General features: G+C 68.0%; 16 protein-coding genes and 1 pseudogene. 9 read left to right on the top strand and 8 right to left on the bottom strand.

All coding sequences use genetic code 11. The annotated features are described in order from the left end of the window. Positions 1–127, top strand: a 127-nt coding sequence (locus tag GVY39_RS31680) for an integrase core domain-containing protein (RefSeq protein WP_159930631.1), incomplete at its 5' end; no start/stop codon positions are given. 45 nt (positions 128–172) lie between these two features. On the opposite strand, the gene GVY39_RS31675 is transcribed toward GVY39_RS31680, so the two are convergent. Continuing rightward, positions 173–487, bottom strand: coding sequence for a helix-turn-helix transcriptional regulator (locus GVY39_RS31675; RefSeq protein ID WP_159930630.1), 315 nt, complete (start codon positions 485–487; stop codon positions 173–175). A 38-nt stretch (positions 488–525) separates the two neighbouring features. On the opposite strand from GVY39_RS31675, the gene GVY39_RS31670 reads away from it, so the two are divergent. Beyond that, the gene (locus tag GVY39_RS31670; protein WP_369412186.1) at positions 526–1,341 is read left to right on the top strand and encodes an SDR family NAD(P)-dependent oxidoreductase; all 816 of its coding nucleotides are present in this window, start codon (positions 526–528) and stop codon (positions 1,339–1,341) included. A gap of 24 nt (positions 1,342–1,365) precedes the next feature. On the opposite strand, the gene GVY39_RS31665 is transcribed toward GVY39_RS31670, so the two are convergent. The 3 genes from GVY39_RS31665 to GVY39_RS31655 form a co-directional block, all read right to left on the bottom strand. Then, positions 1,366–1,893 carry a M15 family metallopeptidase gene (locus GVY39_RS31665; protein ID WP_223513861.1) on the bottom strand — a complete coding sequence of 176 codons (528 nt, stop codon included), beginning with the start codon at positions 1,891–1,893 and terminating at the stop codon, positions 1,366–1,368. A gap of 757 nt (positions 1,894–2,650) precedes the next feature. Further along, positions 2,651–3,109 (bottom strand): hypothetical protein, encoded by a 459-nt coding sequence (locus tag GVY39_RS31660; protein WP_201295419.1) that lies wholly within the window; start codon positions 3,107–3,109, stop codon positions 2,651–2,653. 143 nt (positions 3,110–3,252) lie between these two features. After that, positions 3,253–4,929, bottom strand: a complete 1,677-nt coding sequence (locus tag GVY39_RS31655) for a fumarate hydratase (protein WP_195071388.1) — start codon at positions 4,927–4,929, stop codon at positions 3,253–3,255. A gap of 275 nt (positions 4,930–5,204) precedes the next feature. On the opposite strand from GVY39_RS31655, the gene GVY39_RS31650 reads away from it, so the two are divergent. Then, entirely contained in the window at positions 5,205–5,675 is a 471-nt protein-coding gene (locus tag GVY39_RS31650; RefSeq protein ID WP_159930628.1) for a MarR family winged helix-turn-helix transcriptional regulator, read from the top strand. 4 nt (positions 5,676–5,679) lie between these two features. On the opposite strand, the gene mftD is transcribed toward GVY39_RS31650, so the two are convergent. Both mftD and mftE read right to left on the bottom strand, forming a co-directional pair. Beyond that, complete coding sequence (gene mftD / locus GVY39_RS31645; protein WP_159930627.1) at positions 5,680–6,909, bottom strand: pre-mycofactocin synthase MftD; 1,230 nt, start codon at positions 6,907–6,909, stop codon at positions 5,680–5,682. Next, on the bottom strand, positions 6,906–7,610 hold the full coding sequence (gene mftE / locus GVY39_RS31640) for a mycofactocin biosynthesis peptidyl-dipeptidase MftE (RefSeq protein ID WP_159930626.1): 705 nt from the start codon (positions 7,608–7,610) through the stop codon (positions 6,906–6,908). Before mftE ends, mftD begins: the two co-directional genes overlap by 4 nt. A gap of 65 nt (positions 7,611–7,675) precedes the next feature. Here mftE and mftR point away from each other — a divergent pair, with 65 nt between their 5' ends. From mftR to GVY39_RS31610, 6 genes are all read left to right on the top strand, one after another. Continuing rightward, positions 7,676–8,266, top strand: a complete 591-nt coding sequence (gene mftR, locus GVY39_RS31635) for a mycofactocin system transcriptional regulator (RefSeq protein WP_159930625.1) — start codon at positions 7,676–7,678, stop codon at positions 8,264–8,266. A 138-nt stretch (positions 8,267–8,404) separates the two neighbouring features. Continuing rightward, positions 8,405–9,310, top strand: coding sequence for an STAS domain-containing protein (locus GVY39_RS31630; RefSeq protein WP_159930624.1), 906 nt, complete (start codon positions 8,405–8,407; stop codon positions 9,308–9,310). A gap of 12 nt (positions 9,311–9,322) precedes the next feature. After that, entirely contained in the window at positions 9,323–9,712 is a 390-nt protein-coding gene (locus GVY39_RS31625) for an STAS domain-containing protein (protein WP_159930623.1), read from the top strand. Then, positions 9,702–10,115, top strand: coding sequence for an ATP-binding protein (locus GVY39_RS31620; RefSeq protein WP_051046624.1), 414 nt, complete (start codon positions 9,702–9,704; stop codon positions 10,113–10,115). The genes GVY39_RS31625 and GVY39_RS31620 overlap by 11 nt, the downstream gene beginning before the upstream one ends. Continuing rightward, a complete protein-coding gene (locus tag GVY39_RS31615; protein WP_159930622.1) occupies positions 10,108–10,740 on the top strand; it encodes a SpoIIE family protein phosphatase in 633 nt (210 codons plus the stop codon). The genes GVY39_RS31620 and GVY39_RS31615 overlap by 8 nt, the downstream gene beginning before the upstream one ends. Continuing rightward, positions 10,737–13,028 (top strand): SpoIIE family protein phosphatase, encoded by a 2,292-nt coding sequence (locus GVY39_RS31610; RefSeq protein WP_159930621.1) that lies wholly within the window; start codon positions 10,737–10,739, stop codon positions 13,026–13,028. Before GVY39_RS31615 ends, GVY39_RS31610 begins: the two co-directional genes overlap by 4 nt. A gap of 71 nt (positions 13,029–13,099) precedes the next feature. Here GVY39_RS31610 and GVY39_RS31605 read toward each other — a convergent pair whose 3' ends face one another. After that, positions 13,100–14,098, bottom strand: coding sequence for a DUF4185 domain-containing protein (locus GVY39_RS31605; RefSeq protein WP_159930620.1), 999 nt, complete (start codon positions 14,096–14,098; stop codon positions 13,100–13,102). A 270-nt stretch (positions 14,099–14,368) separates the two neighbouring features. Next, positions 14,369–15,164, bottom strand: a pseudogene (locus GVY39_RS31600) (DNA topoisomerase IB). Positions 15,165–15,355 lie beyond the last annotated feature (191 nt).

Raw genomic sequence — 15,355 nt, 5'->3', positions numbered from 1 at the left:
AGAACAAGCCCGACGAGCCGCCCTACCAGCCTGGTTGCACACCTATAATCACCACCGGCAACACACCGCCATCGGCCGCCAGACACCCATCAGCCGGTTGACCAACCTCCCTGGGCAGTACACCTAGCCGTCCGGTACCGCCCCACAGCCGGGCACCGGGTCGTGCGCCGGATCAGTCCCCCGTGTCGCGGCGGGCGGCTTCGAGCAGGGAATCCAGGAGTCCGGGGAAGCGGGCGTCGAGGTCGTCACGACGTAACGACAGCAGCAATTCGCGCCCGGAGGGTCGCTGCCAGATGACTCCGGCGTCGCGGAGCACCCGCCAATGATGGGTGAGGTTCGACTTGGCCACGTCCGGCAAGACCGAGCCGCAGGTGTGCTCGCCGCCGTCGGCCAGTATCCGCACCACACGCAGCCGCAGCGGGTTGCCCAGGGCGGTGAGCACGTTCGTCAACTGAATCTGCGCTCGCTCGGGATGTGCCGCGATCACGCGGACCAGGTTAGCGCGACAGTTGACATACAGTCGAACTGTACGTAAGTATCCGTACAATTAGAGGGTTCTGGGAGGTTCTCGGGGGTACTGGCATCGACCGCTTCGACGGCAAGGTCGCACTGATCACCGGCGCGTCGAGCGGCATGGGTTTCGCCACCGCACGACGCCTGCTCGCGGAGGGCGCGCACGTCGTCATCACCGGACGCGACAAGCGCCGCCTCGACGCCGCGGCCGCGAAACTCGGCGACGCGGGCCGCGTCCTCGCGCTACCCGGCGACGTGGCCGACCTCGCAGACCTCGACACCCTCGTCGCAGCCGTGGCGCAGCGACACCGACGGCTGGATGTCGTCTTCGCGAACGCGGGCATCGCCGCGTTCCAGCCGACCGAAGCCATCACCGAAGCCGAGTTCGACCGGGTGGTGGACACCAACTTCAAGGGCGTCTTCTTCACCGTCCAGAAGACCTTGCCGCTCGTGGCGGACCGCGGGGCGATCGTCGTCAACGCCTCCTGGGCTCTGCACCGCGGCGTCCCCGGCGCCTCCCTGTACTCGGCGACCAAGGCGGCCGTGCACAACTTGGCCCGCAGCCTCGCCGCCGAATTGGCGCCACGAGGCATCCGGGTCAACTCCGTCAGCCCCGGCTACATCGCGACGCCGTCGTTCCGCGCGAACGTCTCCGCCGAAGCCCAGGCCGCGATCAGCGCCACGGTGGCGGCCGGGCGCGTGGGCACCGCCGAGGATGTGGCCGACGCCGTCGCGTTCCTCGCATCCGGCGAGGCGTCCTATGTCAACGGGCAGGACCTGCTCGTCGACGGCGGGCTGATCACCGCCATCCCCGACCCGATGGTGTAGCGGGCGCCGCACCCGCCGGTGAGGTCAGCGCGCGCTCGCGTCCGGCACCATCGGCGGGCAGTCCGTGCCCGGCACGGTGGCCAATTCGAAATGCCACCACTCGTTTTCGAACGTCCGGCACAGCCCCCACCGGTAGCCGTTCGCCTCGAGCCAGCGGGCGCCCTGCTGCGGACCGACATCGATCGCCTCGCCGGAGACGTGAGTGGACTCTTCCGGCGGCAGCACCCAGCGACGAGCACCGTCCGGCCCATAGGTCGCCACACCGTCCTCCCACAGCGCCTGCTGCTCGGCAGGCGTCCGGTACCCCGACGTGATGGACAGCGGCACCCCCTGCGCGTGCGCCTCACGTTCGGCGAGGGTGTACGCCAAGGCCAGCGCGGGCTCGAGCCCCTCGGTACCGGTCGCCGAGCCCACCGACTCCCGCTGATCGACGAATACGGCGGTATCGGCCCGCGCCGGACCCGCCAGTACACCGCTCGCGACCAGCGCAGGGAGGGCCACCATGGATAGTCCCGCCAGCATCCGACTCCGCTCACCATTCCCAAGCACCATGCGCCGATGCTATCGCCTGCGGTCTCCTATGCCGGATATGCCCCGATCAGGGCCTGCGGTGATCCCGCACCTTTGCGCAGTCCGCCCGGCGCCTGTGCACCAACCGCCGCCTCGACGGGAGTCGTCCGACTGCCCGCACTCCCCCGCGACGGGTCGAATATGCGGCCGTCGCCGCCCAGCTCATCGTCGGCGCCGACAGGTACCCCGCCCGGTCCTCAGCGGTGCGGCTGCGCGCTCCACAGAGTCACCCACACGGTGTGGACAACATTCAGCGAATTCCACAGAGAACTCCACAACTTGGGATAATGCAGATCTGATATGCCCGATATGTGCCCAATCGCCCTAGGGCAGCAAATATTTCGCCGACATGGAAACCCCGGTGTCCACAATCTATTCAAGTGTTGTGGATCACATCGACCGCACGAGGCTCCGGCACCCGAATTGCCCGAAGCCACGCGCCTTTCGGGCGATTTGCGGCCATTCGACATCGACGGGAGTAGGAGCGACGTCCGTTTCGGCCGGTATGTCATACCCCGCCGCACATCGCGATTCGCTTCTCGCGAAACACGATCCCGCGTGTATACCGCTGCGGCTCGCAGCATCGACCGAGAGCACCCAGCCGCGAACGCATTGCGGGCGGCTACCGGCTCGACCCGGTAGCCGCCCGCAAGTCATGTGGATCATCCACAGATGTCGGGAATTTCACATTTGTTCCCCAGCTATGTGAAGAGTTGCCGCAACGGACAATTCGGCCCGATCACGCGCGGGGCGGATACTCCGGCGCGCCGGACCGAGCCAGGGTCGCGGCCACTCGCACTCCGACCCGGCGAACCGATTTCGCCGCTTGCCTATTGCGCGCGATCCGCTCCAGTATCTCGTCGCCGTGCGCTCGGGCGTAGGCGAGTGCCACCCTGATCTTGCTCGTGCGCAGGTCCGAGTTCGCGCTCAGCGCGGCGATCCGGCGTTCCACCGGACCGTCCAGTTCACGCAGGCGCGCAACGACTTCCCAGACTTCCGGACCGGCCGTCAACGCGGCGCGGCGGTCGTCCAGCGGACCGCGGAAGACGATGCCGGGATGCTCGAGCTGATCGACGCCCTCGTGGATCAGCCGATCGAGCAGTGCGGTACAGCTGGTTCCCTCCCGGGCAGCGCGGTCGGCCAACCGGGCGGCGGCCGATTCGGTGATACACAACGCCGTCGGCAGTGGTCCGGACATGCTCATAGCTCTCCTCGACCTGCATCGGTGCCGGAAGAAACGAGGTACTTCGCTAAGCCTGCCCGCTGCGACGGCACCGCAGCCCCGGTGATCGGGGTGACATCGTCGTGTCCGCACCTGCCGCACGCAGGTCCGAGGACGGCTCAGACGCGCTCTTTGGAGCGGGTGCGCACGCGCAGCGCGATCGGCTTCTGCGTTTCGGCGAAGAAGTCGTTGCCCTTGTCGTCGACGACGATGAACGCGGGAAAATCTTCGACCTCGATCTTCCACACCGCTTCCATGCCCAGCTCGGGGTACTCCAGCACCTCGACCGACTTGATGCAGTCCAGCGCCAGCCGGGCGGCCGGTCCGCCGATGGAGCCGAGGTAGAAGCCGCCGTGCTCCTTGCACGCCTTGGTCACCTGCGCGGACCGATTGCCCTTGGCCAGCATGACGTACGAGCCGCCCGCGGCTTGGAACTGGTCGACGTAGGAGTCCATCCGGCCCGCCGTGGTCGGGCCGAAGGAACCGGAGGCGTAGCCTTCCGGCGTCTTGGCCGGGCCGGCGTAGTAGACGGCCATCTCGCGCAGGTAGTCCGGCATCGGCTCGCCCGCGTCGAGACGCTCCTTGATCTTGGCGTGCGCGATGTCGCGTGCGACGACCAGCGGACCGGTCAGCGAAAGCCGGGTCTTCACCGGATATTTGGACAATTCGGCGCGGATCTCGTCCATCGGACGGTTCAGGTCGATGCGCACCACGTCGCCACCGAGGATGGCGTCGGTCTGCTCGGGCAGGTATTGCGCGGGCTCGCGCTCGAGCTGTTCCAGGAACACGCCTTCGGCGGTGATCTTGGCCAGCGCCTGCCGGTCCGCCGAGCAGGACACCGCGATGGCGACCGGGCAGCTGGCGCCGTGCCGGGGCAGGCGCACGACCCGCACGTCGTGGCAGAAGTACTTGCCGCCGAACTGCGCGCCGATACCGAAGGACTGGGTCAGCTTGAAGACCTCCTCCTCCAGTTCCAGGTCGCGGAAAGCGTGCGCGGACAACGACCCCGCGGTGGGCAGGCTGTCCAGGTAGTGCGCGGAGGCGTATTTCGCGGTCTTCAACGCGAACTCGGCGCTGGTGCCACCGATGACGACCGCCAGGTGATACGGCGGGCAGGCCGCGGTGCCCAGCGAGCGGATCTTCTCGTCCAGGAACTCCAGCATCCGCGTGGGGTTCAGGATCGCCTTGGTCTCCTGGTACAGGAACGACTTGTTCGCCGACCCGCCGCCCTTGGCCATGAACAGGAACTTGTAGGCCGGGTCGGCCGGGTCACCCGCGGTGGAGTACAGCTCGACCTGCGCGGGCAGATTGGAACCGGTGTTCTTCTCGTCCCACATGGTGATCGGGGCCAGCTGCGAGTAACGCAGGTTCAGCTTGGTGTAGGCGTCGAACACGCCGCGGCTGATCCACTCCGCGTCGTCGGCACCGGTGAGCACGCCCTCGGACTTCTTGCCCATGACGATCGCGGTACCGGTGTCCTGGCACATCGGCAGGATGCCGCCCGCGGAGATGTTGACGTTCTTCAGCAGATCGAGCGCGACGAAGCGATCGTTGCCACTCGACTCCGGGTCGTCGATGATCTTGCGCAACTGACCGAGATGCGCCGGACGCAGGAAGTGGCTGATGTCGTGCATCGCCGTTTCGGTGAGCAGCCGCAGCGCTTCCGGCTCGACCTGCAAGAACGTACGCCCATTGTGCTCGAAAGTGCTGACGCCCTCGGTGGTCAGCAACCGGTAAGGGGTGTCGTCCGCGCCGATCGGCAGCAGGTCTGAATAACGAAAGTCCGGCGCGGTCACCAGTCGCACTCCTTCGGGTGGGCCCGGACGCCACGAACGGCCGGGCTGGTCACGAGCACAGCGAGCCTAGCCACCACCGCGCACGCCCCTCCCGTTAGGCAACCCTATCTCGGACAGTTGGCCAATAAAGGTTGCACGTTCAACCCCGGTGATGCTACCTCTCGTCTGGTCAGAACGCGCCCGGGCATCCGAGTCCGGCCGCGCGCAGACTGTTCGCGCGCCGCGCTTCGCGGCGCGGGACGATCTTGGGACACGTCAGAGTTTGGAGCGTTATCGTGACCGATCCCCAGTGGCTGGATGACGTCGAGATGCGCGCCTGGTTGGGTTTCGTGCGCACCCGCGATCTCATCGCCGCGGCGGTCGGGCGGGATTCCACCAGGGAGTCCGACCTCACCTACGTCGAATACTCGGTCCTGGCCTATCTGGCCGAGGAGCCGGACCACCGGCTCACCTTCGCCGCGCTCGCGGCCAAGCTCGAATGGTCGCAGAGCAGGCTCTCCCATCAGATCACCCGGATGGAGAAACGCGAGTTGGTCGTCCGGGAGCCGATCCCCGAGGACGCCCGCCGCACCGCCGCGAAACTCACCCCGCGCGGCGCCGAGGTGCTGACCGGCGCCGCGCCCGCGCACGTGCAGAGCGTGCGCAGGCACATGATCGACATCCTCGACCGCCAGCAGCTGGCCGCGTTGGCCGACATCTACGACACCCTGCTCACCCACCACCGGAGAGCGGCGGCCGAGAACTGACAGCTCAGGCCGTGGCCGCCCTCGCCGCGTGATCCGCCGAAACGCTTGTCCCGGTGAGGGTTCCGGTCACACCGAGGGCTCGCTCGAACCCGGGAGGCACCACCACGTCGGAGCGATCCAGATCGGTGACGCGCGTCTTGCGCAGACCCAGCAGCGCCGAATCGATGCCGCCGCGCAAGATGTCCAGCACGTTCTCCACACCGGCCTGCCCGTTCGCGGCCAGCCCCCACAAGTAGGCGCGCCCGATCAGCACCGCCCGCGCGCCCAGCGCCACGGCCTTCACCACGTCGCTGCCCCGCCGGATGCCACCGTCGAGCAGCACCTCGACCTGCGAGCCCACCGCGTCCGCCAGTACCGGCAGCGCCCGGATCGCGGCCGGGGTGCCGTCGAGATTGTTGCCGCCGTGGTTGGACACCGAGATCGCCGCCACACCCGCGTCGACCGCGCGCAGCGCGTCGTCGACTCGCATGACGCCCTTCAGCAGCACCGGCCCGTCCCACTGCTCGCGGATCCAGCGCACATCCGCCCAATCCGGCGCGGGCGTGCCCATCCATTCGCCGTAAGCGCCGAAGAAGCCCGGCGCCGCGGCGCCGCCGATGGCCATGTTCGGCGCGGTCAGATCCGGGATGCTGCCCGATCGCGCATAGGTGGCCAGCCACCGTGGACGGGCCAGGGTCTGCGGGGCGAACTTCAGCATCGTGCGCAGATCCAGCTTCTCCGGAATGACCGGGCTGCCCCAGTCCCGCCCGTGCGAGAACGACCAGTCCAGCGTCAGGATCAATCCGACCGCGCCCGCCTGCTTCGCCCGGCCCATCCGCTGCAGGATCTCGTCCTTGCCGCCGCACCAGTACAGCTGGAAGAACGTCGCCGGGTTGGCCGCGATCACCTCTTCGATCGGTTTGCTCGCGAACGAACTCAGGCCCATCGCGATACCCCGCGCGGCGGCCGCGCGGGCGACGGCGACCTCACCGTCCGGGTGCACCGCCTGCACACCCGTCGGCGAGATCAACACCGGCATCGAAAGCTGCTGTCCCAGTACGGTCGTCGACTGGTCGCGCGCGCCGATCGGCCCGGCCACGTGCGGCGCGAAGCCCAGTTCGGTGAACGCCTTCTGGTTGTCCTCGATGGTCTGGCCGCGCTCGGAGCCGGCGATCAACGCGCCGTACACCGATTTCGGCAGCCGCTTCTTCGCCCGCCGCTGCGCTTCGGCGACGGTCTCGAACCACGGATTCATATTCCGGTCCTTTCCGGGGAGTTCCGCTCCGGCCACCAGAGCCGGGTTCGGTCGAGCAGGTCGGCGCTCAGGTGATCGAGCAGGGCCGCGCCCTCGGCGGCGGTCGCGCCCGCAGGGTCACCGAGCACACCGTTGGGGCTGACCGCGCGCACCCCGCCCGCGCGCAGCAGCGGCAGCAGTTCGGCCAGTGGCCGGGTGTCCCCCGCCACGGCGCGGTCGCCACGCACACGCTCGGGTGCGAGAGCCAGTTGCAGCGCCGTCTCCGACCGCCCCGCGTGCGGGTCACCGTCGAAGCGCGGCAGGTGGAGACGCACGTCACGGGACTCGGCGCGCAACAGATCCTTCGCCCGGCGCAGCGGTTCGATGTTGCCGCCGTGCCAGTTGACCAGCAGGATCCGGTCGAAGGTGTCGGTAGCCGAGCGGCACAGCTCGACCACCAGCAGTTCCAGGGCCGCCTGCCCGATCGACAACGTGCCGGGAAAGCCCGCGTGCTCACCGCTGGCGCCGTAGGCGATGGCCGGTCCGACCAGCACATCCGACCGTGCGGCGGCCAGCCGGGCACACAACGCCGCGGCCAGGTCGGTGTCGGTGGACAGCGGCAGATGCGGGCCGTGCTGCTCGGTCGCCCCGACCGGCACGGCCAGGATCGCACCCGCCGTCGCGCGCGCGCCCGCCTCGGGCCAGGTGAGATCCGCCAACATGCCGCGAGATTATCGTCAGTCACTGACATAATCAAGGGTCCGTGGCGGCCGCGCACAATCAGACGATGCTGGAGAAAACGCGCGGCCGCCCACGAGGCACCACCAAACGCGAACTCGAACTGATCGCCATGCGGTTGTTCACCGAGCAGGGCTTCGACGAGACCACTGTCGAGCAGATCGCCGCCGCCGCGGGCATCAGCGGCCGCACCTTCTTCCGTTACTTTCCCACCAAAGCGGAGGTGCTCTGGTGGCAGTTCGACGACGAGGTCGCCGCACTGCGCGCCGCGTTCGCATCGGTCCCGGACGATGTTCCGATGATGGCCGCCGTGCGCCGGGTCGTGGTGAACGCCAATCAATATCGCGCCGAGGACGTGCCGGAACTGCGCACCCGCATGCAGCTGGTCGCCACCGTCCCCGCGCTGGCCGCCACCGCGGGCGCGCACTACGACGCCTGGGAGCGCGCGGTCAGCGCCTTCGCGGCGGGCCGGCTCGGCCGGCCGGAGGACGAGCTCATCCCCCTCGCCGTCGGCCGCACCACCCTGGCCGCGGCGCGCGCCGCGTTCGACGCCTGGCTGTCGCGCGCGGACGCGGACCTCACCGTGTATTTGGACGAGGCGCTGGCAGCGCTGGAACGCGGGTTCGCTACGGTGCCGTGAGGTCGGCCGCACCCGAACATCAGGCGAACAACCGGCAGGTTTCGTCGGTGACGCGGGTGGGGTATGACTAGGCTCGGAATCGGCTAGCGCCGACCGCACGAAAATCCCGACAAACCGTCGAAAGGGGCAGGAGTTTTCATGTCCGAGGTGTCCATAAGCCTTTCGGCGGATTCCCTGGCCGCGGGACCGATCGACCAGTTGCTGCCGCAACTCGTCGAGCACCTGCGCCAGAACCGCACCGCGCTGCGTGAAGAGTGGGCCCGCCGCATCGCCGACGCCCAGCTACTGACCGCCATGACCCCGGAAGAGATCTTCTCCGAGGCGACCTCGATCTACGACGGATACGTCGACGTGCTCGAGACCGGTAGCGTCGAAGCGCTGCAGGCCTACGCGCGCGACCTGTCCGAACGCATCATCCCGAGAGGCGTCGAAACCGACGAGGTCATCGGCATCGTGCTGCTGTTGCGCGATGTGCTCGCGCGCAGCCTCTTCGAGAAGTATCAGTCGGACTTCGAACTGCTCAACAAGGTGCTCGACGCCTACGAACCGGCCGCCAACCGCATCGCCAACACCGTGACCGTCTCCTTCGTCCAGGAGCGCGAACGCGTCATCCGCCAGCAGCAGGAAGCCATCCGCGAGCTGTCCACGCCGGTGCTCCAGGTGCGTGAGCAGCTGCTGATCCTGCCGATCATCGGCGTGCTGGACAGCCAGCGCGCCCGCCAGCTCACCGAGCAGCTGCTGCGCGCCATCCGGGCCAACCGCGCGAAGGTCGTCGTCATCGACATCACCGGTGTGCCGGCGATCGACTCCACGGTGGCCAACCACCTCGTGCAGACCGTCGACGCGTCCGGGCTCATGGGCGCGAACGTGATTATCACCGGCTTGTCCTCGGAGATCGCGCTCACCCTGGTCACCATCGGATTGGATCTGTCGAAGATGAACGCGGTCGGCGACCTGCAAGGTGGTATCGAGGAAGCGGAACGGCTGTTGGGCTACGAGGTTTCCCGCGTCACCGAACGGGTTACCGAACGCGACGGCCGCTGATCAGGCGCGGGCATGCCGGTTCCGATTCTGAAACAGGGTACGTATCTCATCGCGTCGGTTCAGTCCGCATTGACCGATGCCGATACCGAGCGCCTGCAGGACGACCTGATGAAACAGGTCAGCAAATATCGGGCACACGGCATCATCGTCGATGTCACCGCCATCGACGTGATGGATTCGTTCGCCGCGAGATCGTTGCGTACCATCGCGCACATGACGCAGCTGCGCGGCGCCGAAACGGTGATCGTCGGTCTGCAACCAGAAGTCGCGTTCGCCATGGTCCAGCTCGGTCTCACTTTCGAGGACATGCACACGGCCCTCGATCTGGAAGAGGGTCTCGCCTGGTTGAACCGAAAGACTCCAGCCCGTCGCCAGCGAGACGGTCGTGACAGTGGCCGCTGAGAACGTGGTGATCGCGGTCAGGGTGTCCGGGGACATCGTGACCGCACGTCAAGCCGGACGCGAACTGGCAGCGAAGCTCGGATTCACCCTCACCGATCGAACGATGATCTCCACGGCGATCTCCGAGATCGCTCGCAACATCACCAGTTACGCGGGCAGTGGCGAGATCCGATTGCTGGTCGACGATCGAGAGGGCCGCCAAGCGCTGGTGGTGCAGGCCGAGGATCAAGGGCCCGGCATCAACGACATCGCCCGCGCGCTGGAGGACGGCTACTCCACCGGCCGCGGTCTCGGGCTCGGCCTTCCCGGCGCCCGGCGGTTGATGGACCGGCTGACCGTCGACTCGGCGCCGGGGCGCGGCACGCTGGTGGAGATGTGGAAGTGGGTACCGAACGGTGCATGAGGACGGGTTCATCGGCCGGATCGAGTGGGCGGTGGCCGGTCGGGCACTACCGGGTCAACAGGTCTCCGGTGACCGCGGCGTCGTCCTCGACACCGGCGGGGGCACAGTCCTGTTCGCGGTCCTGGACGGGCTCGGGCACGGCGCCGCCGCGGCGGACGCGGCCGACCGCGCCGCACGAGTGCTGTCGGAGAATCGGGCCGAACCGCTGGACGTGCTGATGGTGCTGTGCCACCGCGCGATGGCCGACACGCGCGGAGCGGCGATCTCGCTCGCACTGTTCGACGAGGGCGACAGGGTGCGCTGGCTCGGCGTCGGAAATGTCGAATCCCAGGTGCTGACCGCGGGTCCCGCGGGTCTGAAGGTGCACGCGACGGTACTGCTCACCGCGGGCATCGTGGGCTACCGCCTTCCGTCGAACCTCCAGCCGCAGTCGGTCTCCGTCCGCCCCGGCGACCTACTGCTGATGTCCACCGACGGCATTGTCACCGAATCCGCCGCGCGGATCGACCTTTCCAAGTCGACCGCCGACATCACCGCGGACATACTCGCCCGGCATGCCAAAGACACCGACGACGCGCTGGTGCTGGCGGCGCGGCACCGCGGTGCGGGAGGAACGGCCGGATGAGCGCCTTGCTGGCCGACTTCCTGGACGCCTACGCCGACGCGCTACGGCGGCACATGGACTCGCCCACCCAGGCCGGTCTCGCCGAGGGATACGAACTCGGCAGGCGCGCCCTGGTCGAAGGCATCAGCCTGCTCGATCTCACCGAGAACCACTTCCGGGTGGTTCAGGACGTGGAGGAGCGTCGACAGCACGAGATCGCGCCGCAGACCGGTGAATCCGGCGCCCGCCTGCCGGAAACCGCACTGGAATTCCTGTTGCAGACCCTCGTCCCGCTGGACATCGCCACCCGCGGCTATCTGGATGGCACCCGCCGCTACGAGCAACAACGTTCCCGCGCCGATGATCTGGCCGGACGCGACGCCTTCCGCACCGCGCTGGTGGAATCGCTGCAGGACGGCTTTTTCGTCGCCGACGCGCAGGGCACCATCATCGAGGTCAACACCGCCTTCGGCGCATTGACCGGCTACGGCGCCGCCGGTGTCCCCTATCCGCTGCCGCATCCGTGGTCGGCCCCGGAGGGTCCGCGCTATCCCGATCTCGGTACCGAGGCGCAGCGCTTTGTCATCCCGATCCGGCACCGCGACGGGCGCAACGTGTGGCTCGCGGTGAGCACCAGCGCGCTGATCAGGCCGGAGGGCAACGAGCGGATCTTCGTCGGCACCATCCGCGACGTCACCGCCGAACACGACGCGCAGGCACGCGATCAAGCCGCGTCCCGCCTCGCCACCGCGGTGGGCGCGGCCACCAGTGTGGTCGAGGTGCTCGCCGTCGGGCTCGACGAGTTGCGCCGCACCGTGGGCGCGGAGACCGCGGTGGTGGCGGTGTGGCCGAGCCGCAACGCCGCGCCGGAGGTGTACATCTCCGGAGCGGGCGCCGACGGCGCGTCCCACAACGGCGCCGACTCCCTCGACGACCGGTCACGCGCACTGCTGGACCGGGCCAGACGCAGACCGCCACGCAGCCTGCTGGCCATTCCGGAAGGGGCCGAAAGCTCCGAGGGGATCGTCGCGCCGCTCGGGGAGACCGGCGACGCGGCGATGTGGCTGCGTTTCGCCGCGCCCCGCGCGATCAGCGCCGCGGATTGGACGCTGTTCTCACTGCTGATCGGCCATCTCAGCCTCGCGGTTCAGCGCGCGCGCAACTTCGACCAGGCCCGCGCCACCTCGCTCACCCTGCAGCGCGCGATGCTCGGCCCGATCGACCTGCCGCCGCGTTTCTCGGTGCACTACGAGCCCGCTCTGCCGCCGCTGGAGATCGGTGGCGACTGGTACGACGTGGTGCCGCTGCGCGACGGCACCATCGGCGTGGTCGTGGGCGACTGCGTCGGTCGCGGACTGTCCGCCGCAGTCGTCATGGGTCAGTTGCGGACCGCCGCCCGTGCGCTGCTACTGCGCGGCGCGGGACCGGCGCAGCTGCTCGCCGAACTCGACACCGTCGCCGCGCGCATCCCCGGCGCCATGTGCACCACGGTCTGCGCCGCCGTGCTGGACCCGGTGCGCGGCCTGGTGCGCTACAGCAGCGCCGGTCACATGCCGCCGATTCTCGCCGACGTCGCCAGGACGGGTCGCCTGCTCGAGGGCGGGCGCTCGGTGCCGCTGGCCACCTTCGACCCGCCGCGTCGGCCGGAGGCCACCACGGCGCTCACGCCCGGTTCGACGCTGGTGCTGTTCACCGACGGTTTGGTCGAACAGCGCGGCGTCGACATCGATGACGGGTTCGCCAAGATCGCCGCGGTTCTCGCCGACACCTACGGACGGCTGCCGCGCGAGGTGGCCGACGCGGTGCTCTCGAGCCTGCGCCCGACGGTGGGTTACGACGACGACGTGGCCATGGTCGTCTACCGCCAGCCGCCGGCGCCGCTGCGGCTGGACGTGCCCGCACGAGCGGACGAACTCGCGGTGCTGCGGCGCACGCTGAAAGGATGGCTCGCCGCCGCGGCGGTGCCGCACGACTTGGCCGCCGATCTCGTGGCCGCGGCCAACGAGGCGTGCAGCAACAGCATCGAGCACGCCTACCGCAACGACGACACCGGCCGGGTGCGGCTGTCGGCCACCTGCGATCTCGACACCGTCGTCATCGTGGTCACCGACACCGGCGACTGGAAGCCACAGGCCGCGGATCCCGGGTATCGCGGCCGCGGCATCGACATGATGCGCGCGCTGACCGAGGAGCTCGATATCGACCACTCCGGACCGGGCACGACCGTGCGGATGTCGGTGACGCTGCCCGCGATCACCTTCCCGGTGGCCAATCCGTTGCGAGGAACGAACCGCCGAATTGCCGGCTGACGGAGTTCAGGTGGTGTGATCCCACGAGCCGGCCTTTCCTGCGGCACCGGCGGACGTGACGACTTCCCCGGCTAGACGAGCGCCGCGGCGGGCCGTATTCCGTATATTCGGAATTGCATACCGCGATAGGGCATACCGGATTCCGCCCATTCGCTGACGATCATGCCGAACGCGCCGTCGAATCTGCTGTCGGGGTGGGCGTAACAACCGTAGAGACGCGGCACGATATCCGGGCCGCCCGGCGCCCAGAAGGATCCCTTCACCGGACGATAGGTCAGGGCCGTGCGCCAGTTGTCGGTGATCCGCGCGGCCACCTTGACGAAGGCCCCGTAGGCTCCCGCGTCGAAACCGGACATCACCCAATTCCCTTGGATGCGGCGCAATCCGATCTCACCGAGCCTCGTGCCGTCGGCCAGGATGCCGAAGCGCGGATCACCGCCGGGATCCCGGCCCCAGCCCCAATTCTGCCCGTTCCAGCCCCAACCCTGCCAGGCCGCCGGGTCGATGAGCGCGGTATGGCTCTCGACGACTCGCCACAACAGCATGTTCTTGTTTCGGGCGAGCCCCCCGGTGGAGATGACGTAGACATAGCCGTCGCCGCCGCACTCCCAGGAGATCATGGTGCGTTTGCCGCCGTAGACGCTGGTCGACCACCGGACCGCGGTGTCGGTCCAGCTCTCTCCGTTGTCGTCGGAATAGCGGATCTCGCACCACCGCTCGTTGGCCAGCCCTTGGGTGACCATCACCCACAGATAGATTCGGCCGCCGATCGTTATCGCGTCGCAGGGCAGGATGGTGGAGTACTCCGGATTGTTGTGCACGTAATCCCAGAGCTGCCTGGCATTCCGTGCGGCAGATTGGAATTCGATAGGTCTGGATATGTCGTGGGTATTGCTGCGCAACAGCATGGGCGAACGCCAATTCGGGCCGCCCACCCTCGGTTCGGTGCCGGAAAAGGTGTCGCCGAGGACATATCCGATCTCACCACTGGGCATTCGGAAGGGGATGAAGAGATCCGAGCCACCGATGTCCGCCATCGGCACGGGATTCAAATTCTTGATCTTGGGCATAGCCGGATCCTGTCGATACTCGGTGCGTCGCTTTACCGGATCAGCTTGTAGGGTTGTCGCGAAGCTTGGACGTCCTACTCGACCAGTATCGGATGTCGATGGCTGCGATGTTGCTCGTTCGGTCGGATGAATTCGCGGACAAATTAGGAAACCGACTGCGCAGATTGTGTTCCCGGCGACTGTATGCGGCAGGAAGAGCGAACTTCTCCGGTTCGGCCACCGGGACACCGGGCGCCGGGCGCGGTGTGCTCGATCGTCGGCAGTACGGAATCAGCGCGACCGACGGAGCATCCGAATCACCGCTCTGTCGATGACCTCCCGCTCCGCATCGGCGGAATCGGCCCGGCTCGCGCGCCGGAGGGCCGCGGCGACGGTCGTGCCGTTCTCGAAGGCTGTCACGACACGTGGGTCGACGTAGGACGCCCGGGCGACCGCGAGGGTGTTGCCGAGCGCGGCGGCGACCTCGTCCATGACCTCTCGTACCGCACGCTTGCGCGCTCGGTGACCGGAGGGGCACTCGATCGAACCGAGCGCGGCGGCGGCGAGAACGGTGGCCTGCCAGGTACGCAGGTCTTTGACGCTGCACTCGCACGCGGCCAGCTCCCTGAAACGCGCGTTGATGTCGTCGGCGCGTAGTTCGCCGTAATCGACGCCGTCCCGGTACACCAGCAGCCGATCGGAACTCGTTCTGGCACGCAGCAGAGCGCGGACGGCCTTGGCGAGCAGTTGATCACGAACACTCACTTGTCGCTGGATACCGCCCTTGGCCAGCGGCCAGCGCCAAGACCCGGTCGAACTTCTCCTCGTCCCGGTCTTTGCGCCACTGCTCGTGGTAGAGGTATTGGCGCCGCCCCGCAGCGTCGACGCCGACAGCCTGGATATGACCGTTCTCGTGTGGACAGATCCACACCTTTCGCCACGCGGGCGGGATCGCCAGCGCGCGAATACGCTCCAGTGTCGCGTCGTCATGCACGGGTTCGCCCTGCGCGGTGCGGTAACCGAACCCGCGCCCGCGCCGGAGGCGTTCTACTCCCCCGTCATACGGTCGGCTGCGGCGCAATCGCATCCAGTCACCACGATCATCGGGGCCGGGTTTCGCGGCGGGAAACCGTGCCGAGCGGTATGGCCGTGCGGTCGAAGCCGATATCGGTTCGCGTGCGATCGCCGGATGACGCGGACAATTCGCTGCGCGCCGCCTCGTGTGCTGTGCTCACATCACATAGCTGCCCTGTCCCGCACGACTGAAACAGCTCGGCT

It is taken from the genome of Nocardia sp. CY15 (assembly GCF_009829295.1).
In the GTDB taxonomy this organism is placed as follows: domain Bacteria; phylum Actinomycetota; class Actinomycetes; order Mycobacteriales; family Mycobacteriaceae; genus Nocardia; species Nocardia sputi.
This window is presented reverse-complemented; position numbering and strand designations above follow the sequence as displayed.